Here is a 19,965-nt window from a genome sequence, read left to right as displayed (position 1 = left end):
CTTCGACCGAACGTGGGCCATCCTCCCCCGCACGCGCGCGTGCCACCCCCGCATTCCGTACGAGCGTCCGAAAAGCCCGCCTCTAACCGCGGGCCGGGGGATCCGCAACACAAAACCCCGACCGCGAGCGGCGGCCGGGGTCTGTTCAGTCTTCGGTATCGATACTCACGAACCCGTGGGCACGGAGTCAGTCGCCTCCGTCCACAGATCCTGCTCGGCGCGATCCGCCTGGATCTGGCGGTACACGAGGAGCCCGCCGATGGCGGCCAGTGCGACCAGGAGAAGCTTCTTCACCGCGCGACCTCGTCTTTCCTTGACGTAGGGGACCTCTGGCGCCCGACTATACACACCGACCGATACCGATCGGTGACCTGCGTCCGCCCCTCAACTCCCGCCCTCGGCAGCGCAGTAGGAGCGGATCACACCGCTCCGATCGGAGGGTGATCACATCCATACGGACGGTGATGTTTGTCCGCCCTCATCCCATCTGATCCTCACTTCTACGCTTTTAGAGCTCTTTGCGGCCATCCGGGTGGTGTTCATCAGAACAACACCACGCCGCGAGCGTCGGTCCACCACTTCGCGGCCTCCCTACACATCATGAGGAAAGTACGCAAATCGCCCAACCCGAAAGTGAGGGGCCATGCCCGAGAACCGGGTCATGAAGCTGTGGACCGCCATCGTCACCGCCTTCCTCGCGCTGTGCACGGCGCTCGGACTCATCACGACGACCGCCACCACGGCGGCGGCGCAGACCGCTCCGACGCGCAGCAGCGAGAGCGTGACCACGATGGACACGACGGCGTGGCCGACGGTCGCGGCTCCCTGGGTCTGGGCCCAAGCCCGCTCCCTGCCCCCCACGATGAAGCAGCGCATCCGCGCCGAGGCACACGGCAAGTCACCCAGCTGCCGCCACCGCGGCCTCCCGGACACGGAAGCGGCCGAGCACACCACCGCCTCCTGCGACTCCGCGGACCCGGCCGAGCCGGCCACCCCACTCCAGCGCTGAGCCCCCGGCACGCCACGTGCCGCCTCCCCCGACGTAACGGCGAACTTGCGTACAGCCCGCACGAGCAGGCCCGGCAGCTCCCCAGGAGCCACCGGGCCTTCGCCATGCCCCCGCCGCACTCACTCCTCCCCGGCCAGGGGTCCTCACCCCCGCCGTGGGCCAAGGACACAGAACTCGTTGCCTTCGGGGTCTGCCATGACGACCCATGACTGATCGCCCTGGCCGATGTCGACCCGCTTCGCGCCATGAGACTCGAGGCGGAGCCACCTCGGCGTCCTGGTCATCGGGCCTCTGGTCGATCACGGGGGTCTGTCGACGTCGGCCAACGGCCGTTGCGCCTTGGTCGATCGTTCACCGAGGTCCGGCGCTGACCGCTGCGGTTCGTGCTTGGTGGTGGCAGCCGCTGGTGTAAGACGGCGCACGCAGTCGCGACAAGCCTTACCTCGCCGCTCTACAGCACCCGTCCTACTCCTCCGGGTCCCACGCGCGGAGCAGGTCGAACAAACCTGCGTCCCCCTCGATCTGCAGGGAGTCCGCCGGGATTCGGTCGTACACGAAGAGGACCAGCTCACTGGCCGTGCCGCGGACGGAGACGCCAGCCGCGTTCGGGACCTCGTCGGCAGCGGCGACAGGCGTCGTGCCGGGTGCGGGGATACGGATGGAGCGTGCGCCGTCGCCGTCGACCGTGAGGCGCCAGGAGTGGCCCTCGGTGGCGTGGAAGTCGAAGGCGGTGGGCTTGTGCGGCCAGGCACTCGTCGTTGCGACGCAGGTGGACAGGAACTCCTCGACACCGTCGAGTGCCACCTCATCCGGCAGCGGCTCCGGGGCACCCACCGTGACCTGGGCGTCGTAGGTGTGCACCGCGATCTGCTGGAGCTGGTGCCGGGCGACGGCGCCACAGGCCTGCGGCGACTGGGACGCACCCCACCACGTCCAGCAACCGCGATCCGGGCCGGCCTCCCGCAGCGCGTCCACCAACTCCTGCGTCGACGCGGCCAACCAGGCCGGCACGGCCTCGCGCTCCCGAGGCGCAGCCGGGGCGCCCTCCGCTGCGGACTTGGCCGGAGCAGGCCCTGCGGCGACGGTGGCGGCCCAGGAGCGGCGTCCCTCGCCGATGTGCTGCGCCAGATCGAACAGCGTCCACTCCGGGCAGGTCGGCACCTGCACGTCGAGGCTGGGCGCGGAGGCGACCACGGCGCGGAAGGCGCTCGACCGTTCGTCGATCAGTCGCAACAGAACGGGGAACGTAAGTGTCGTTGTCACGTGGACTCTCTACCACCGTGTTCCGACGATCGGACAGTGATTTTCACAGCCGAGGCGGCGAGCGCGCGGCACGGGCCGGGCGCCCTCGGATGACGCCGTGTCCCCATTGCTCGCCTTCCTGAAGGTGCATCCCAAGGTCGCTCAGGCGATCCTGCGGCACAGCCAGATCAGCATGACGATGCCATTCACGGCCGTTGATGTCAGCCGTAGATGCCAAAGACCCCCAACCATGATCGGTTGGGGGTCTTCGTACTGGTGGGGCTAACAGGATTTGAACCTGTGGCCTCATCCTTATCAGGGATGCGCTCTAACCAACTGAGCTATAGCCCCGCCGCGCTCTGCGGAGTGTGTCCCGCGCGCTGACTCCTGAAGATTAGCGCACGACGTGGGCAGTCCCAAAATCGATAGTCGCGGGCCGCCCAGCAGGGTTTGAAACCGCTACGACGGCAGAGGTCACTCGTCCTCGGCCAGCGTCAGCTCGACGCCGCCGACGAAGCCCGCGGACAGGTTGTAGATGAACGCGCCGAGCGTCGCGAGCGCGGTCGCGAGGACGACGTCGATGACCGCGATGATCGACGTGAACATCAGGACGTGGGACAGCGACAGGAAAGACTGGAGGTCGAAGCCGTTCGACTCGTTCGAGCCGGTCGCCTCCGAGACCGTGCTGCCGACCGTCGAGAAGACACCCATCGCGTCCATGACCATCCACAGGACGGCGGCCGCGACGATCGTGCAGATACCCAGGGCGATGGAGAGCAGGAAGCTGACCTTCATCACCGACCAGGGGTCGGCCTTCGACACCCGCAGCCGCGCCTTGCGGACCCGGGGCGTGGTGCGGGCGCCGGTCCGCGGACGCCGTACGGCGCCGGCCGCGGCAGGGGCCGCGGGCGCCTGGGACGGGTAGGCCTGCGGCGGGTGGTAGGGCCCGCTGGGCTGCTGCGTCGGCTGCCGGTCACCGGGGAGCGGCGATGCCTCCTGCTTGGCCTGCGTGCCTCTGGTGTCCGTCACGGTTCCCCCCTGGGATCCCTTCGATCCTTGCGTGTCGGTCGAGGGTGAGGGCGAGTCGGCCGCAGGGGGCTTGATGGCCTTCAACTGGGTCGTGTGGGTGTCCGCCGCACGCCCCTCGGCGCCCCCCGCGCCCCGCGCGTCGGTCGTACGCGCGTCCCCCGCCGGCGCGGCGGAGCCACGGCCGCCGCCGTTCTTTCCCGTACCGGCAGACGTACCGGCGCCCGTGGCTCCGCTCACGATGACTCTCTCCTCGTGCTACTCGGACGAGGGCGACTCACCCTCGTCCGTGCCGGTGGTCGTGGCTGCCTCGGCGGTCTCGTCCACGGCGACCTCGCCGTCGACCTCCTCCGCCTCGCGCCCCGCCTCGGCGTTACGTGCGATACCGACGACGGCATCGCGCTTGCCCAGGTTGATCAGTTGGACGCCCATGGTGTCACGGCCCGTCTCCCTGATCTCGTTGACTCGCGTACGAATCACACCGCCGGACAGCGTGATGGCGAGGATCTCGTCGGTCTCCTCGACCACCAGTGCGCCGACGAGCGAACCGCGATCCTCGACGATCTTGGCAGCCTTGATACCCAGGCCGCCGCGACCCTGGACGCGGTACTCGTCGACGGCGGTCCGCTTCGCGTACCCACCGTCTGTGGCAGTGAACACGAACGTACCGGTTCGAACAACATTCATCGAGAGCAGCTGGTCTCCCTCACGGAAGCTCATGCCCTTGACACCCGAGGTGGCACGGCCCATGGGCCGCAGGGATTCGTCCGTGGCGGTGAACCGGATCGACTGTGCCTTCTTGCTGATCAGAAGCAGATCGTCGTCGGCCGAGACAAGTTCGGCTCCGATCAGTTCGTCGTCGGAACCGTCCTCCGTCTCACGGAGGTTGATCGCGATGACACCACCGGCACGCGGCGAATCGTAATCCTTCAGAGGCGTCTTCTTGACCAGGCCGCCCTTGGTGGCCAGGACCAGATAGGGCGCCGCCTCGTAGTCGCGGATCGCGAGGATCTCGGCGATCGCCTCGTCCGGCTGGAAGGCCAGCAGGTTCGCGACGTGCTGGCCACGCGCGTCACGGCCGGCGTCGGGCAGCTCGTACGCCTTCGCCCGGTACACCCGGCCCTTGTTGGTGAAGAACAGCAGCCAGTGGTGCGTGGTGGAGACGAAGAAGTGGTCGACGATGTCGTCTTCCTTGAGCTTCGCCCCGCGCACGCCCTTGCCGCCGCGCTTCTGGGAGCGGTAGTCGTCCGTCTTCGTGCGCTTGACGTAGCCACCGCGCGAGATGGTGACGACGATGTCCTCTTCGGCGATCAGGTCCTCGATGGACATGTCACCGTCGTAGGGCACCAGCATCGTCTTGCGGTCGTCGCCGAACTTCTCGACGATCGCGGCCAGTTCCTCGCTCACGATGCCGCGCTGGCGGACCGGCGAGGCCAGGATCGCGTTGTACTCGGTGATCTTCGCCTGGAGTTCGTCGTGCTCCTGGATGATCTTCTGGCGCTCCAGGGCGGCCAGCCGGCGCAGCTGCATCTCGAGGATGGCGTTGGCCTGGATCTCGTCGATCTCCAGGAGCGCCATCAGGCCCGTGCGCGCGATGTCGACGGTGTCGCTGCGCCGGATCAGCGCGATGACCTCGTCGATGGCGTCCAGGGCCTTCAGCAGGCCGCGCAGGATGTGCGCCCGCTCCTCCGCCTTGCGCAGCCGGAAGCGCGTACGGCGGACGATGACCTCGATCTGGTGCGCCACCCAGTGGCGGATGAACGCGTCCAGCGAGAGCGTGCGCGGGACACCGTCGACCAGGGCCAGCATGTTGGCGCCGAAGTTCGACTGGAGATCCGTGTGCTTGTACAGGTTGTTGAGGACGACCTTGGCGACCGCGTCCCGCTTCAGCACGATGACCAGGCGCTGGCCCGTACGGGACGACGTCTCGTCACGGACGTCCGCGATGCCGCCGACCTTGCCGTCCTTCACCAGGTCGGCGATCTTCTGCGCGAGGTTGTCGGGGTTGGTCTGGTACGGCAGCTCCGTGACCACCAGGCACTGGCGGTTCTGGATCTCCTCGACCTCGACGACCGCGCGCATCGTGATGGAGCCACGGCCCGTGCGGTACGCCTCCTCGATGCCCTTGCGGCCGACGACGAGCGCGCCGGTCGGGAAGTCGGGGCCCTTGATGCGCTCGATGAGGGCATCGAGGAGCTCCTCGTGCGAGGCCTCCGGGTTCTCCAGGTACCACTGGGCGCCGGACGCGACCTCGCGCAGGTTGTGCGGCGGGATGTTGGTCGCCATGCCGACCGCGATACCGGCCGAGCCGTTGATCAGCAGGTTCGGGAAGCGGGCCGGCAGGACGGTCGGCTCCTGGGAGCGGCCGTCGTAGTTGTCCGTGAAGTCGACGGTCTCCTCGTCGATGTCACGGACCATCTCCATGGACAGCGGCATCATCTTGCACTCGGTGTACCGCATGGCGGCCGCCGGGTCGTTGCCGGGAGAACCGAAGTTGCCGTTGGAGTCCACCAGCGGCATCCGCATCGACCACGGCTGCGCGAGGCGGACCAGCGCGTCGTAGATCGAGGAGTCGCCGTGCGGGTGGTAGTTGCCCATGACGTCGCCGACGACGCGGGCGCACTTGTAGAAGCCCTTCTCGGGCCGGTAGCCGCCGTCGTACATGGCGTACAGGACGCGGCGGTGGACGGGCTTGAGGCCGTCCCGGACGTCCGGCAGCGCGCGCGAGACGATGACGGACATCGCGTAGTCGAGGTACGAGCGCTGCATTTCCGTCTCGAGCCCGACGGGCTCGATGCGCATCACGACGTCGCCGCCCTCTTCAGGGCTGACGGGAGTGTTCTCGTCGGTCATTGCTGGTGAGAATCCTTTCTGGTGCGGTCAGCTGAGACCGACTCAGATGTCGAGGAACCGGACGTCCTTGGCGTTGCGCTGGATGAACGCGCGACGCGCTTCGACGTCCTCGCCCATCAGGACCGAGAACAGGTCGTCGGCCTGGGCGGCGTCGTCCAGGGTGACCTGGCCGAGGACGCGGTGCTCCTGGTCCATGGTCGTGATGCGCAGCTCCTCGGCGTTCATCTCACCGAGGCCCTTGAAGCGCTGGATCGAGTCCTCGCGCACGCGCTTGCCGCGCTGGCGGCCCATCTCGAGCAGCGCGTCGCGCTCCCGGTCGGAGTACGCGTACTCGATGTCCTCCCGGCCCCACTTGATCTTGTACAGCGGTGGGCGGGAGAGGAACACGTGCCCGGCCTCGACCAGCGGCCGCATGAAGCGGAACAGGAAGGTCAGCAGCAGGGTGTTGATGTGCTGGCCGTCGACGTCGGCGTCCGCCATCAGGATGATCTTGTGATACCGGAGCTTGGAGATGTCGAAGTCCTCGTGCACACCGGTGCCGAAGGCGGAGATCAGCGCCTGGATCTCCTGGTTCTGCAGGATCTTGTCGATCCGCGCCTTCTCGACGTTGAGGATCTTGCCCCGGATCGGGAGGATCGCCTGGTACTGCGGGTTGCGGCCGGACTTGGCCGAACCGCCGGCGGAGTCACCCTCGACGATGAAGATCTCACATTTGATGGGGTCGTTCGACTGGCAGTCGGAGAGCTTGCCCGGCAGGGACGCCGACTCCAGCAGACCCTTGCGGCGGGTCAGGTCGCGGGCCTTGCGGGCCGCCACGCGCGCGGTGGCCGCCTGGATGCCCTTGCGGACGATGTCCGCCGCCTCCACCGGGTTGCGGTCGAGCCAGTCGTTGAGGTGCTCGTAGACCGCCTTCTGGACGAAGGTCTTCGCCTCCGTGTTGCCCAGCTTGGTCTTCGTCTGGCCCTCGAACTGGGGCTCGCTCAGCTTGACCGAGATGATCGCGGTCAGACCCTCGCGGATGTCGTCACCCGTGAGGTTGTCGTCCTTCTCACGCAGCAGCTTCTTGTCGCGCGCGTACTTGTTGACCAGGTTCGTCAACGCCGCGCGGAAGCCCTCCTCGTGCGTACCGCCCTCGTGCGTGTGGATGATGTTGGCGAAGGAGTACACGCCCTCGGTGTAACCGCTGTTCCACTGCATGGCGACTTCGAGGGAGAGGCTCTTGTCCTTGTCCTCCGCCTCGAGGTCGATCACCGTGGGGTGAACGGCCTCGCCCTTGCGGGAGTTGAGGTACTTCACGAAGTCGACGATGCCGCCCTCGTAGTGGTACGTGACGGTCTTGACCTCGTCCTTCTCGTCCGCACCCGCCTCGTCCGCCCCGGCGGTGGCCTTCGCCGACTCGCGCTCGTCGGTGAGTTTGAGCGTCAGACCCTTGTTGAGGAACGCCATCTCCTGGAAGCGCCGCGAGAGCGTCTCGAAGGAGTACTCCGTGGTCTCGAAGATGTCGGCGTCGGCCCAGAAGGTGACCGAGGTGCCCGTCTCGTCCGTGGCCTCGTGCTGGACGAGCGGGGCCGTCGGGACGCCCATCTTGTAGTCCTGCGTGTGGCGGTAGCCGTCGGTCTTGACCTCGACCGCGACCCTGCTCGACAGGGCGTTCACGACCGAGACGCCGACGCCGTGCAGACCACCGGAGACCGCGTAGCCGCCGCCGCCGAACTTGCCGCCCGCGTGCAGCACGGTCAGCACGACCTCGAGGGCCGGCTTGCCCTCGGACGCGACGATGCCCACCGGGATACCGCGGCCGTTGTCGATGACACGGACGCCGCCGTCGGCCAGGATCGTCACGTCGATGGTGTCCGCGTGGCCGGCCAGCGCCTCGTCGACCGAGTTGTCGACGACCTCGTACACGAGGTGGTGCAGGCCGCGCTCGCCGGTCGAGCCGATGTACATACCGGGTCGCTTACGGACCGCGTCCAGACCCTCGAGGACGGTAATGGCGCTGGCGTCGTACGAGGCGGTGACCTCGCTGGTCGAGGCGGCTGCCCCGCCGCTCGCGCCGGCGTCGGTGGACGGGATGTTCTCGTTGGGGTTGCCGGAATCGGCCACGAAGCGCCCTTTCTGGCACAGCACCAGCCAGGCTCGTCGGCAGGTTGCCGGAGCGGCTGCGGCATGTTGCGTTGGTAAGCCTTGATCAGCGTTGCTCAGCTTCTCCCGGGCGGTCCCCACGTTCGGGGCGGGATTGGCTTCCAGTCTACCGGTAGCACTGACACTGATGGGGGTTTGCCGGTACCTGAGTCCGCATGTGCCGCCCTCAACCGGTCTCTTCCGGGTCCCGATATACGGAAGGGGGCTCCAAGAGGCTCACGGAGGCACTCAGCGCTTCCGGGCGTCAACCCTTGGCTACTTGGGAGTCACGTCCGAATTCGCACCCGCACGCAGGCACACGCGACAAAGGCCGGGCGGTTCCCGCAGGACCCTCCCGGCCTTGAAAAGCGTGACGCACGTCACCCGTAGGTATCGCCGGGACCGGTGCTCCCAGGGGCCCTGAGGGGGCCGTAGCGGCGCGCGGGGCCGTTGGGACCGAGCACCTTGATCTGCCGCACCGTCCCGTGGCCCAGATCCTCGTTGAGGCGCGCCACCAGAGTCGGCGCGAGCAGCCGCAGGTTCGTCGCCCAGGCCGTGGAGTCACAGCGCACGATCAGCGCCCGCTCGTCCTCGTCGTACTTCTCCGGCACGCAGTGATTTGCCACGTCCTCGCCGACGATCTGCGGCCACCGGCCCATCACCCCGCCCACCGCCGCCGGCGCCTCCCACCCGCGCTCGTTGAGCAGCCGGTTGATCGCCGCGCCCAGCGCCATGGGGTCGCGGCCGTCCGCGCGCGCGCCGGAGCGCAGGCCGCCACCGCGCCGTGCCTGCTTCTTCTGCTGAGCCGCGTCGCCCCGCGCGCGTGCCTGCTCGCGGGCCGCCCTGAGCGCCACCCGCGCGAGGTCGACGCCGGACGGCTCGGGGGCCCGCTTCGGGGTCTCGTCGGCGGTCATACGCGCTCCACCGTCCCCTCGGCCACGGCGTACCTGGCCCCCGCGAGCACATGCGGTACGTCGTCGTCGACCGCCGCCGTCACCAGCACCTGCTCACCGGGCGCCACCAGCTCGGCCAGCCGTTCCCGCCGACGGGCGTCCAGTTCGGCGAAGACGTCGTCCAGAACCAGCACCGGTTCGTTGCCCTCGGCCCGCAGCAGGTCGTACGAGGCCAGCCGCAGCGCCAGCGCGTACGACCAGGACTCGCCGTGGGAGGCGTACCCCTTGGCGGGCAGCTGGCCGAGCTTGAGAACGACGTCGTCCCGGTGCGGGCCCACCAGGGTCACGCCCCGCTCGATCTCCTGCTTGCGGACGTCCGCGAGCGCGGCCATCAGCTGCCCGTAGAGGTCCTCACGCGTGTGTGCCTCACCGGGCGCGGACGGCTTGTACTCCAGGGCCACCGGACCGCCGCCGGGCGCCAGCTGCTCGTACGCCTTGTCGGCGAGCGGCTGGATCGCGGCGACCAGGTCGAGGCGCTGGGCGAGCAGCTCGGCGCCCACGCGCGCGAGGTGCTGGTCCCACACGTCCAGGGTCGACAGGTCCATGGAACGGCCGCCGTGCCGCCGGGCGAGCGCGGCCGACTTGAGGAGTGTGTTGCGTTGCTTGAGCACCCGCTCGTAGTCCGAGCGCACGCCCGCCATCCGCGGGGAACGCGCGGTGATCAGCTCGTCGAGGAAGCGGCGCCGCTCACCGGGATCGCCCTTGATCAGCGCGAGATCCTCGGGCGCGAACAGCACGGTCCGTACGATGCCCAGCACATCACGGGGCCTGACCTGCGAGGACCTGTTGATGCGAGCACGGTTGGCCTTGCCCGGATTCAGCTCCAGCTCGACCAGCTGCTGCCGCTCGCCCTGCCTGATCTGCGCCCGGATGATCGCGCGGTCGGCGCCCATCCGCACCAGGGGCGCGTCCGAGGCGACCCGGTGGCTGCCGAGGGTGGCGAGGTAGCCGACGGCCTCGACGAGGTTCGTCTTGCCCTGCCCGTTGGGGCCCACGAACGAGGTGACGCCCGGGTCGAGCGGAACCTCGACCCGGGCGTACGAGCGGAAGTCGGCCAGCGACAGATGCGTGACGTGCATGGTCGTTCGCCGACCTCCCCCAGGGTTGTGGATCGCGGGGCGACCCTGTGGACTACTTCTTCTCGACCGCGTGGCCGCCGAACTGGTTGCGCAGCGCCGCGATCATCTTCATCTGCGGCGAGTCCTCCTGACGGGAGGCGAACCGCGCGAACAGCGACGCCGTGATGGCGGGCAGCGGCACGGCGTTGTCGATCGCGGCCTCCACCGTCCAGCGGCCCTCGCCGGAGTCCTGCGCGAAGCCGCGCAGCTTGTCGAGGTGCTCGTCCTCGTCGAGGGCGTTGACGGCCAGGTCGAGCAGCCAGGACCGGATGACCGTGCCCTCCTGCCAGGAGCGGAAGACCTCGCGCACGTCCGTGACGGAGTCGACCTTCTCCAGCAGCTCCCAGCCCTCGGCGTAGGCCTGCATCATGGCGTACTCGATGCCGTTGTGGACCATCTTCGCGAAGTGGCCGGCGCCGACCTTGCCGGCGTGCACCGCGCCGAAGTCGCCCTCGGGCTTGAGCGCGTCGAAGACGGGCTGCACCTTGGCCACGTGCTCCGCGTCGCCGCCGTACATCAGCGCGTAGCCGTTCTCCAGGCCCCAGACGCCGCCGGAGACTCCGCAGTCCACGAAGCCGATGCCCTTGGCGGCCAGTTCCCCGGCGTGCTTCTCGTCGTCCGTCCAGCGGGAGTTGCCGCCGTCCACGACGACGTCGCCCGGCTCCAGCAGCTCGGCGAGCTCGTCGACGGTCGACTGGGTGGCGGCACCGGCCGGGACCATCACCCAGACCACGCGCGGGCCCTTGAGCTTGCCCACAAGTTCTTCGAGGCTGTGGACATCGGCGAGGTCCGGGTTGCGGTCGTATCCGACGACGGTGTGGCCCGCGCGGCGGATCCGCTCGCGCATGTTGCCGCCCATCTTGCCGAGGCCGACGAGACCGAGCTCCATCAGTTGTTCCTTAGGTCGCTGTGTGGCGTGTGGGGCACCTTCGTACCCATGTCCGAGCCTAAACCCGGACGGTCACGCACACCTGTGGGCATACGCGCTCAGACGTACGACCCCACCTGGGGGTTCACCGGTGACTTCTCCCCAGGGACCGCCCCGGTCGTCCACCGCCTGTGGACGACCGGTCGGATCACGGCACGAGCGTCAGCCGCTGAGACGCACCGGCATGATCAGGTACTTGTAGGCCTCGTCCGCCTCCGCGTCCAGCGCCGGCTTGCCGCTGAGCAGCGCGGGCTTCGTGGACGTCGTGAAGGACAGCTGGGCGACCGGGGAGTCGATGGCGCTCAGGCCGTCCAGCAGGAAGGTCGGGTTGAAGGCGATCGAGATGTCGTCGCCCTCGAGCTGGGCGTCGACCCGCTCCACAGCCTGTGCGTCGTCACTGGAGCCGGCCTCCAGGATGAGCACGCCCTGCTCGAAGCTCAGCCGCACCGGAGTGTTGCGCTCGGCGACCAGGGCCACACGCTTGACGGCCTCCACGAAGGGGGCGGTCTCGATCACGGCGACGGAGTTGAACTCGGTCGGGAACAGCGTGCGGTACTTCGGGAGGTCGCCCTCCAGGAGGCGGGTCGTCGTACGCCGTCCCGCGCCCTCGAAACCGATCAGGCCCTCGCCCGCGCCGGATCCGGAGAGCGCCAGGATGACGCTGTCGCCGCTCGTGAGCGCCTTGGCGGTGTCCAGGAGCGTCTTGGCGGGCACCAGGGCGACCGCGGAGGCCTCCGGGTTCTCAGGCTTCCACAGGAACTCGCGGACCGCGAAGCGGTAGCGGTCGGTGGAGGCCAGCGTGACCGTGTCGCCCTCGATCTCGATGCGCACACCGGTGAGCACGGGCAGCGTGTCGTCACGGCCGGCGGCGATGGCGACCTGGGCGGCGGCGGAGGCGAAGACCTCGCCGGGGACCGTGCCCGTCGCGTTCGGCATCTGCGGCAGGGACGGGTACTCCTCCACAGGCAGTGTGTGGAGGGTGAAGCGCGAGGAACCGCAGACCACCGTGGCCCGTACACCGTCTGTGGAGATCTCCACCGGGCGGTTGGGCAGGGCCCGGCAGATGTCCGCGAGCAGACGGCCGGAGACGAGGACCGTGCCCTCCTCCTCGACCTCGGTGTCCACGGAGACCCGCGCGGAGACCTCGTAGTCGAAGCTGGACAGGCTCAGCTGGCCGTCCTCCGCCTTCAGCAGCAGGCCGGCGAGGACAGGCGCCGGCGGACGGGCAGGGAGGCTGCGTGCCGCCCAGGCCACGGCCTCCGCGAGTACGTCGCGTTCCACCCGGATCTTCACTCTTGCCGCCTCCTGCTGTTGCCGGCGCTTCTCGCCCTGCCTGGCCTTCGTCGTCTGTCTCGGTGTGGTCGGCCCCGGCGAGGGGCAGGACCAACGAGGACCAGTCTGACGCACCTCACTGACAGTCGGTGCCCCTCGGGGTCAAGTCGTGACGAGGGGCAGCCGGGCACCGAGGAGCGAGTTGTGCACAGGACCCCCTTCTAAACGGATTTCTCGCTCTCTCTAGTTGGGAGTAGTAGTAGGGGCTGTGGAAACGGTGGATAACCCTGTTTTCGCAGCTCAGAGGCGGAATTTTATCCACCGGGCCTGTGGGCGGAGGCGGTGGACAACCAGGGCCTTCTGTGGAGAACAGAAAGTTCTGCACACGCCGTGCACAGGCTGAGGCGAGTTCTCCCCAGCGGCGTCCCCAGGTTTACCCACGTTTCCCACAGGGCAACCCGGCACCTTCGTGTGACGCCTTTCACTCGACTCGGTGAGGAGCCGCGTCGTGTTGCCGAACAGTGGACAGACATGTGGAGAAGCCCGAGATCGCTGGGGACAACGGGCCGCAGCCTGTGGGTTGTCGGTGGACAACTTCATGCACAGCCTGTGGATCATTTTTTTGTCCACAGGCTGTGGATATCCTTCGTCCACGAATCCACAGCCAGGTGACCTGGTCCGATGGTCCCGCACCGGCGGCGCCTGTGGACACAGTCTGGACAACTTCCCGGTCCCCAGGGTGTGGACGGGAAAAAGTCACCGAATCTGTGGAGAGTGGCCGTAACCCGGCCGTTAATCGAACAACGGGTGAGCGGTGGACGACCGTCGGCGGGCGCGGTTCGGCCCGACTTCGGTGCCGGTTCGGCCCGGAAACGGCCTCGGAGTGGCCTCGGAGCGGCTCGGCAGCGGCCTCGGATCGGCATGGAGCGGCTCGGGATCGGGCTTGTGCTCAGCTCCGGGACAGCCCGGGATCAGCCACGGATCAGCCACGGATCAGCCTCGGATCGGACCTGCGGCCGTCCCGCGCCGGGCCCTGGCTCAAGCCCGGTAGCGGTCTCCCGGACCAAGCCCGGGTTGGGCGGCTGTCGGCTCGCGTCCGTCCCGCGCCGCCGTCCCGCGCCGCCGTCCGGCGCACGCCCCGCGCAGCCCCGCGTCGAGCCGGGTGGCCCCCGGTGGCCCCGGCGGGCCCGGCGGGCCCCGGAACGACGGAGGGCGCCCCCGGATCTCCCTCCGGGGGCGCCCTCCGTGCCGTCTGTGAGGCGTACTGCGGTGCCGTCAGCCGTTCTTGATGCGGTTGGTCAGCTCGGTGACCTGGTTGTAGATGGAGCGCCGCTCGGCCATCAGATTGCGGATCTTGCGGTCCGCGTGCATGACCGTCGTGTGGTCACGGCCGCCGAACAGCGCGCCGATCTTCGGCAGCGAAAGGTCCGTCAGCTCGCGGCACAGGTACATGGCGATCTGCCGGGCCGTCACCAGCGCGCGCCCGCGCGAGGTGCCGCACAGGTCCTCGACCGTCAGCCCGAAGTAGTCGGCGGTGGCGCCCATGATGGCCGTCGAGGTGATCTCGGGGGCGGAGTCCTCGCCACCGGGGATCAGGTCCTTCAGGACGATCTCCGTCAGGCCCAGGTCCACCGGCTGCCGGTTGAGCGAGGCGAACGCCGTCACCCGGATCAGCGCGCCCTCCAGCTCGCGGATGTTGCGCGAGATCCGGGACGCGATGAACTCGAGCACCTCCGGCGGCGCGTTCAGCTGCTCCTGGACCGCCTTCTTGCGGAGGATCGCGATCCGCGTCTCCAGCTCGGGCGGCTGCACATCGGTGATCAGGCCCCATTCGAAACGGTTCCGCAGCCGGTCCTCCAGCGTCACCAGCTGCTTCGGTGGCCGGTCGCTGGACAGCACGATCTGCTTGTTGGCGTTGTGGAGCGTGTTGAAGGTGTGGAAGAACTCCTCCTGCGTCGACTCCTTGTCCGCGAGGAACTGGATGTCGTCGACGAGCAGGATGTCCATCTCGCGATACCGCTTGCGGAAGCTGTCGCCCTTGCCGTCGCGGATGGAGTTGATGAACTCGTTGGTGAACTCCTCGGAGCTCACGTAGCGCACGCGCGTGCCCGGGTAGAGGCTCCGTGCGTAGTGCCCGATGGCATGCAGCAGGTGCGTCTTGCCGAGGCCCGACTCCCCGTAGATGAACAGGGGGTTGTAGGCCTTCGCGGGCGCCTCGGCGACGGCGACGGCGGCTGCGTGCGCGAACCGGTTGGAGGCGCCGATGACGAAGGTGTCGAAGAGGTACTTCGGATTCAGGCGCGCGGTCGGCTCACCGGGGCCGGGCGTCGGCGAGGACTGCTTGGCCGACTGACCGGGACCGCCGCCGGGACCCGCCGGGCCGCCGCGGTGCGGATGACCGGGGCCGGCCGACGGGTCGGACAGCTCGCGCCGGCCGGTGTCGCGCTGGTCGTAGTCGGAGCGCGACTGCTCGTACTCCGAGCGCTTCTGCCGGTACGGCGAGGGATCGTACGGCGGCCGCTCCATCGACTGGGGACGGTAGTCCTGCGACGGCGGGCCGTAGGAGTCCTGCTGCGGCGGGGCGCCGTACGGGGCCTGGGACGCGGGCCCGCCGTACGTGTCCTGCGACGAGGGCGACGCGTAGGGGTCGCGCTCCGGGAAGCCGAGCCGCTGCTGCTGCCAGCTGTGCTCGTCCTGCTGCGGTCGCGGCCAGGCGCCGGGCTCCGGGCGCTGGTACTCCGACGGGTACGCGGGCCGCGCGGTGGGCATCTGGTCCGGGCGCGAGCCGGGCAGCTGGTCGCCGGGCGTCGGGGGCAGCTGCTCGGCGCGGTGCCGGCCGTAGCCCTCGTACTGGCTCTCGTGCGACTTGTCGTAGCCGCTGTCGTAGCGGCCGTCCCCCTGACCTTCGTACCGGCCGTCCTGGCCGTCGTAGGGGCCGGCGGGAAGCTCGGTCTCCTCGTAGCGCGACTGCTGCTGCGCGGGCGGTGCCGACGGGGCCGGGGGTTCGCCGACGGAGTCGTCGACGGTGATCGCGATGCGGATCGGCCGCCCGCACTCGCGGCTCAGCGTGTCGCTGACGATCGGGGCGAGACGGCCTTCGAGGACGCCCTTCGCGAACTCGTTCGGCACGGCGAGCAGGGCGGTGTCGGCGACCAGCGCCAGCGGCTGGCAGCGCCGGATCCAGTGCTCGTCCTTCACCTCGACACCCTGGCCGCGGCCCTCCCCGAGGAGCTGCTCCAGTACTCGTGGCCACACTGCGGCAAGATCGGCAGGCACGTCAGCCACAGGGCACGCTCTCTCGTGGGTCCCACGAACGTGTGGTTGTGGGACGGTCGGGATTCATATCGGTGGGGGCAGGGACAAAGGAACGAATCGGAGTTCAGCCACGGTAGTCAGGGCGACGGCTACGGTTCAAGTTGTTGTCCCCAGCCTGTGGATAGTGTCTCCCGTGACCGCCGGTTTGACCGAATGGCGCAGCCGCGCGTACCGTAACCAGGTCGAGTTGTCGATGGCTGCTGCCGCCTGCCTCCGATGGGCACAGATCACGTCAGGTGATCGGGAAGCGGTGCACTCGGGCGTTTAACCGCGAGCTACCTCGTGGGCGCACGGTGACAGCCAGGACGGCACCCCGCCACCACCGATTGATTTCTGGAGCCCCCGAGTGAGCAAGCGCACCTTCCAGCCGAACAACCGTCGTCGTGCCAAGACCCACGGCTTCCGCCTGCGGATGCGCACCCGTGCCGGTCGCGCGATTCTCGCGAACCGCCGCAGCAAGGGTCGCACCAACCTGTCCGCCTGAGCCTGATCAGGTCATGACGTCGTGCTGCCTACCGAGCATCGGCTGAGGCGGCGCGAGGACTTCGCGACCGCTGTACGACGAGGTCGTCGGGCCGGCCGCCCGACCCTCGTGGTCCATCTTCGAAGCGGTGCCACGGACCCGCACGCGCCTGGGGAGAGCGCTCCCCCGACGCGTGCGGGTTTCGTCGTGAGCAAAGCCGTGGGCGGCGCGGTCGTGCGCAACAAGGTGAAGCGCAGACTGCGTCATCTGATGCGCGACCGAGTCACCCTGTTCCCCCCCGGTAGCCTGGTAGTCGTACGGGCGTTGCCCGGGGCGGGCGACGCCGACCACGCACAGCTGGCCCAAGACCTGGATGCCGCCCTTCAACGGCTACTGGGAGGGGGCGCGCGATGAAGTACCCGCTACTGGCTCTGATCAAGCTCTACCAGTGGACGATCAGTCCGCTGCTCGGGCCGGTGTGCAAGTACTACCCGTCGTGCTCCCACTACGGCTTTACGGCCATCGACCGGCACGGCGCGATCAAGGGAACGGCACTTACCGCCTGGCGGATCCTGCGGTGCAACCCGTGGTCGCTCGGTGGCGTGGACCATGTTCCGCCGCGCAAGCGCCCGCGGTGGCACGAAATGTTGCGTGACGCCTGGCGTGCACGCAGGGGCGGGACCTCCGCCGCCGAAACGGCCACCGAAGAGGGACTTCCTTCTCCTTCGAGCCCGGCCGCAGAGACACCGTCCCATGCCCAAGGAGCATGATTAGTGGACACGATTGCCAGCCTCTTCAGCTTCATCACGACACCTGTCTCCTGGGTCATCGTCCAGTTCCACAAGGTGTACGGGGCCATCTTCGGCCCTGACACCGGGTGGGCCTGGGGCCTGTCGATCGTGTCCCTGGTGATTCTGATCCGTATCTGCCTGATCCCGCTCTTCGTGAAGCAGATCAAGGCGACACGGGCGATGCAGACGCTGCAGCCCGAGATGAAGAAGATCCAGGAGCGCTACAAGAACGACAAACAGCGTCAGTCCGAAGAGATGATGAAGCTGTACAAGGAGACGGGCACCAACCCGCTCTCCTCGTGCCTTCCCATCCTGGCGCAGTCCCCGTTCTTCTTCGCCCTGTACCACGTGCTCAACGGCATCGCCAACGGTGACACCATTGGCGTGATCAACGAGAGCCTTCTGGCGAGCGCGCAGAAGGCGCACATCTTCGGTGCCCCGTTGGCCGCGAAGTTCACGGACAGCGCGTCGGACCTGGTGTCGTTCGACGCCTCGCTGACCAACGTCCGCATCGTGACCGCGATCATGATCATCATGATGTCGGCGTCGCAGTTCTTCACGCAGCGCCAGCTGATGACGAAGAACGTCGACACCTCGGTGAAGACCCCGTTCATGCAGCAGCAGAAGATGCTGATGTACGTCTTCCCCGTCATGTTCGCCGTCTTCGGCATCAACTTCCCCGTCGGTGTGCTCGTCTACTGGCTGACCACCAACGTGTGGACCATGGGCCAGCAGATGTACGTGATCCGCAACAACCCGACCCCGGGTTCCAAGGCTCAGGCCGCGTACCTGGAGCGCCTGTACAAGCACGTCACGCACCACGGCAAGACCCGCAGCCGCGGCGAGCGGGCCATCGTCAAGGCCATCGTGGCCAAGGGCCGCGAGCGCAACGACGCAGAGCGCAAGTTCATCAACGGTCTGACCAAGGTGGGCTTCGCCGCCCAGGCCGACGGCACCGTGATCAGGAGCGAGTCCCAGGCCGCGGCCCAGGCCGAGGACGGCACGCCCACGAGCGCGGCCGCCGCCAAGCGGCAGCAGCCCAAGCGGCAGTCCAAGTCGCAGCGCCAGTCCACGGCCGCGGCGAAGGGTGCCGACGAGACCATCTCCCTGAGCAAGTCCGACGAGCCGGAGGACGCCAAGCCCTCCGGAGCCGCCGGTACGGCCAAGCAGTCCGCTCCCAAGCCCGCCGGCAGCGGAGGCCGTAGCAAGGCCCAGTCCGGGCAGCGCAAGGGCGGCCCGCAGCGCCCCAAGTCCCCGTCCAAGAAGTAAGAAGGAGCCCATCCCGTGACGGAAGGCACCACCTCCGCCGCCGCCGAGGGTGCAGACACCCTGACCCGCCTGGAGCAAGAGGGCGAGATCGCGGCGGACTACCTCGAGGGTCTGCTGGACATCGCCGATCTCGACGGCGACATCGACATGGACGTCGAGGCCGACCGAGCCTCCGTGTCGATCATCAGCGACGCGGGCCCCCGTGACCTGCTCAAGCTGGTCGGCCGGGACGGCGAGGTGTTGGAGGCGCTCCAGGAACTCACGCGCCTGGCCGTCCACCGGGAGACCGGCGACCGCAGTCGGCTGATGCTGGACATCGCGGGCTACCGTGCCCAGAAGCGTGCCGAGCTCTCCGAGCTGGGTGCCAAGGCCGCGGCCGACGCGAAGAACAGCGGTGAGCCGGTCAAGCTGAAGCCGATGACGCCCTTCGAGCGGAAGGTCGTCCACGACGCGGTCAAGGTCGCCGGCCTGCGCAGCGAGTCCGAGGGCGAGGAGCCGCAGCGCTTCGTCGTCGTCCTGCCCAACTGATTCGGTACGTACGTGTCTCCGGCCCCGTCTGTTGCGCAGACGGGGCCGCACTTTGTCAGCCCGGTAGTTCTGGTGGTCGGCGCTCACAGCGCTGATGCGGTACGGAAGGACGGTCCCCGTGACGGAGGCAGCGGAGCTCCCCCCTGCGCCTGAGGTGGCACGAGAGGTATTCGGCGATCGCTTCGGTGATGCGGTCCGATACGCCGAGCTCCTGGCCGAGGCAGGCGTACAGCGTGGGCTCATCGGCCCACGAGAGGTACCCCGCCTCTGGGAGAGGCATATGTTGAACTGCGCGGTGCTCTCCGAGGTCGTGCCCGAGGGCGTGACCGTCTGCGACGTCGGTTCGGGTGCCGGACTGCCCGGCATTCCCCTGGCGCTCGTGCGGGAGGATCTGAAGATCACCCTGCTGGAGCCGCTCCTGCGACGGACCAACTTCCTCACCGAAGTCGTCGAGCTTCTCGGCCTGGACCATGTGACGGTCGCGCGTGGTCGTGCCGAGGAGGTCATGGGGACGATGCCGCCGGTGCACGTGGTGACCGCCCGTGCGGTGGCGCCGCTGGACCGCCTGGCAGCCTGGGGCATCCCGCTGCTGCGCCCCTACGGCGAGATGCTCGCCCTCAAGGGCGACACCGCCGAGGAGGAGCTGAAGAGCGCGTCCACCGCGCTGAGCAAGCTCGGAGCCGTGGGCACCTCGATCCTGCATGTCGGGGAGGGCGTGGTGGATCCGCTGTCCACGGTGGTGCGGGTCGAGGTCGGAGAGAGCCCGGGCGGTGTGAGGTTCGCCGCCAAACGGGCCAAGGCGGCCCGTACCAGTCGAACGCGCCGACGCCGCTGAGACGTACTCCACACAAGCTGCCAAACCTACGCATCACGGAGTGTCGCGAGGGATCCGGCCGTCGGGGCTGTGCATCGTGTTTCACGTGAAACGTCGCTCCCTGCTCCACGGCATCATCAGCCGCGGTCGCGCCGCAGCCGAACCCCGCGATCGTAAGCCTCTCGGTTCACTCGATGAGGGACGGGAGTTGTCCACAGAGGTGGATTTCTCCACAGAACAACAGGCCTCACTGGTTCACGACC

General features: G+C 68.4%; 17 protein-coding genes, 1 tRNA gene and 1 pseudogene. 7 read left to right on the top strand and 12 right to left on the bottom strand.

Features of this window, described 5'->3' with window-relative positions; genetic code table 11:
- Positions 1 to 165: 165 nt before the first annotated feature.
- Positions 166 to 294, bottom strand: coding sequence for a DLW-39 family protein (locus ACFVYS_RS14405; RefSeq protein ID WP_003999697.1), 129 nt, complete (start codon positions 292 to 294; stop codon positions 166 to 168).
- A 349-nt stretch (positions 295 to 643) separates the two neighbouring features.
- On the opposite strand from ACFVYS_RS14405, the gene ACFVYS_RS14400 reads away from it, so the two are divergent.
- The gene (locus ACFVYS_RS14400; protein ID WP_389501966.1) at positions 644 to 1,009 is read left to right on the top strand and encodes a DUF6344 domain-containing protein; all 366 of its coding nucleotides are present in this window, start codon (positions 644 to 646) and stop codon (positions 1,007 to 1,009) included.
- Between the two features lie 143 nt (positions 1,010 to 1,152).
- On the opposite strand, the pseudogene ACFVYS_RS14395 reads toward ACFVYS_RS14400, so the two are convergent.
- From ACFVYS_RS14395 to dnaA, 11 genes and pseudogenes are all read right to left on the bottom strand, one after another.
- Positions 1,153 to 1,309 (bottom strand): annotated as a pseudogene (locus ACFVYS_RS14395) (VOC family protein); the annotation flags it as partial.
- A gap of 165 nt (positions 1,310 to 1,474) precedes the next feature.
- Complete coding sequence (locus ACFVYS_RS14390) at positions 1,475 to 2,272, bottom strand: maleylpyruvate isomerase family mycothiol-dependent enzyme (RefSeq protein WP_389501964.1); 798 nt, start codon at positions 2,270 to 2,272, stop codon at positions 1,475 to 1,477.
- Between the two features lie 253 nt (positions 2,273 to 2,525).
- A tRNA-Ile gene (locus ACFVYS_RS14385) sits at positions 2,526 to 2,602 on the bottom strand.
- Positions 2,603 to 2,725: 123 nt separating this feature from the next.
- Complete coding sequence (locus ACFVYS_RS14380; protein ID WP_389501962.1) at positions 2,726 to 3,517, bottom strand: DUF3566 domain-containing protein; 792 nt, start codon at positions 3,515 to 3,517, stop codon at positions 2,726 to 2,728.
- 18 nt (positions 3,518 to 3,535) lie between these two features.
- Positions 3,536 to 6,130 (bottom strand): DNA gyrase subunit A, encoded by a 2,595-nt coding sequence (gyrA, locus tag ACFVYS_RS14375; RefSeq protein ID WP_389501960.1) that lies wholly within the window; start codon positions 6,128 to 6,130, stop codon positions 3,536 to 3,538.
- Positions 6,131 to 6,172: 42 nt separating this feature from the next.
- Positions 6,173 to 8,257, bottom strand: coding sequence for a DNA topoisomerase (ATP-hydrolyzing) subunit B (gene gyrB, locus ACFVYS_RS14370; protein ID WP_389501958.1), 2,085 nt, complete (start codon positions 8,255 to 8,257; stop codon positions 6,173 to 6,175).
- Positions 8,258 to 8,631: 374 nt separating this feature from the next.
- Entirely contained in the window at positions 8,632 to 9,165 is a 534-nt protein-coding gene (locus ACFVYS_RS14365) for a DUF721 domain-containing protein (protein WP_389501956.1), read from the bottom strand.
- A complete protein-coding gene (recF, locus tag ACFVYS_RS14360) occupies positions 9,162 to 10,283 on the bottom strand; it encodes a DNA replication/repair protein RecF (protein WP_389501954.1) in 1,122 nt (373 codons plus the stop codon). The genes ACFVYS_RS14365 and recF overlap by 4 nt, the downstream gene beginning before the upstream one ends.
- A gap of 52 nt (positions 10,284 to 10,335) precedes the next feature.
- Complete coding sequence (gene gnd / locus ACFVYS_RS14355; protein ID WP_057606303.1) at positions 10,336 to 11,211, bottom strand: phosphogluconate dehydrogenase (NAD(+)-dependent, decarboxylating); 876 nt, start codon at positions 11,209 to 11,211, stop codon at positions 10,336 to 10,338.
- A gap of 201 nt (positions 11,212 to 11,412) precedes the next feature.
- Positions 11,413 to 12,543 carry a DNA polymerase III subunit beta gene (gene dnaN, locus ACFVYS_RS14350; protein WP_020130644.1) on the bottom strand — a complete coding sequence of 377 codons (1,131 nt, stop codon included), beginning with the start codon at positions 12,541 to 12,543 and terminating at the stop codon, positions 11,413 to 11,415.
- Positions 12,544 to 13,797: 1,254 nt separating this feature from the next.
- Positions 13,798 to 15,807 (bottom strand): chromosomal replication initiator protein DnaA, encoded by a 2,010-nt coding sequence (dnaA, locus tag ACFVYS_RS14345; RefSeq protein ID WP_389501951.1) that lies wholly within the window; start codon positions 15,805 to 15,807, stop codon positions 13,798 to 13,800.
- 376 nt (positions 15,808 to 16,183) lie between these two features.
- Between dnaA and rpmH the strand changes: the two genes are divergently transcribed.
- The 6 genes from rpmH to rsmG all read left to right on the top strand — a co-directional run bounded on the left by rpmH (position 16,184) and on the right by rsmG (position 19,723).
- The gene (gene rpmH / locus ACFVYS_RS14340; RefSeq protein WP_020130646.1) at positions 16,184 to 16,321 is read left to right on the top strand and encodes a 50S ribosomal protein L34; all 138 of its coding nucleotides are present in this window, start codon (positions 16,184 to 16,186) and stop codon (positions 16,319 to 16,321) included.
- A gap of 21 nt (positions 16,322 to 16,342) precedes the next feature.
- Positions 16,343 to 16,714, top strand: coding sequence for a ribonuclease P protein component (gene rnpA, locus ACFVYS_RS14335; protein ID WP_078615780.1), 372 nt, complete (start codon positions 16,343 to 16,345; stop codon positions 16,712 to 16,714).
- Positions 16,711 to 17,070, top strand: coding sequence for a membrane protein insertion efficiency factor YidD (gene yidD, locus ACFVYS_RS14330; RefSeq protein ID WP_078615782.1), 360 nt, complete (start codon positions 16,711 to 16,713; stop codon positions 17,068 to 17,070). The genes rnpA and yidD overlap by 4 nt, the downstream gene beginning before the upstream one ends.
- 3 nt (positions 17,071 to 17,073) lie before the next feature.
- On the top strand, positions 17,074 to 18,360 hold the full coding sequence (yidC, locus tag ACFVYS_RS14325; protein WP_389501948.1) for a membrane protein insertase YidC: 1,287 nt from the start codon (positions 17,074 to 17,076) through the stop codon (positions 18,358 to 18,360).
- Between the two features lie 15 nt (positions 18,361 to 18,375).
- A complete protein-coding gene (locus tag ACFVYS_RS14320) occupies positions 18,376 to 18,888 on the top strand; it encodes a R3H domain-containing nucleic acid-binding protein (protein ID WP_314224788.1) in 513 nt (170 codons plus the stop codon).
- A 118-nt stretch (positions 18,889 to 19,006) separates the two neighbouring features.
- Positions 19,007 to 19,723, top strand: coding sequence for a 16S rRNA (guanine(527)-N(7))-methyltransferase RsmG (rsmG, locus tag ACFVYS_RS14315; protein ID WP_054242116.1), 717 nt, complete (start codon positions 19,007 to 19,009; stop codon positions 19,721 to 19,723).
- Positions 19,724 to 19,965: the final 242 nt, after the last annotated feature.

It is taken from the genome of Streptomyces sp. NPDC058295 (assembly GCF_042880655.1).
Lineage (GTDB): Bacteria > Actinomycetota > Actinomycetes > Streptomycetales > Streptomycetaceae > Streptomyces > Streptomyces coriariae.
This window is presented reverse-complemented; position numbering and strand designations above follow the sequence as displayed.

What these genes read in the sequence shown, in the direction of transcription:
- ACFVYS_RS14400 (WP_389501966.1), top strand. Translation starts at nt 644, where the DNA reads ATGCCCGAGAACCGGGTCATGAAGCTGTGGACCGCCATCGTCACCGCC.
- gyrA (WP_389501960.1), bottom strand. Translation starts at nt 6,130, where the DNA reads ATGACCGACGAGAACACTCCCGTCAGCCCTGAAGAGGGCGGCGACGTC.
- ACFVYS_RS14365 (WP_389501956.1), bottom strand. Translation starts at nt 9,165, where the DNA reads ATGACCGCCGACGAGACCCCGAAGCGGGCCCCCGAGCCGTCCGGCGTC.
- recF (WP_389501954.1), bottom strand. Translation starts at nt 10,283, where the DNA reads ATGCACGTCACGCATCTGTCGCTGGCCGACTTCCGCTCGTACGCCCGG.
- gnd (WP_057606303.1), bottom strand. Translation starts at nt 11,211, where the DNA reads ATGGAGCTCGGTCTCGTCGGCCTCGGCAAGATGGGCGGCAACATGCGC.
- yidD (WP_078615782.1), top strand. Translation starts at nt 16,711, where the DNA reads ATGAAGTACCCGCTACTGGCTCTGATCAAGCTCTACCAGTGGACGATC.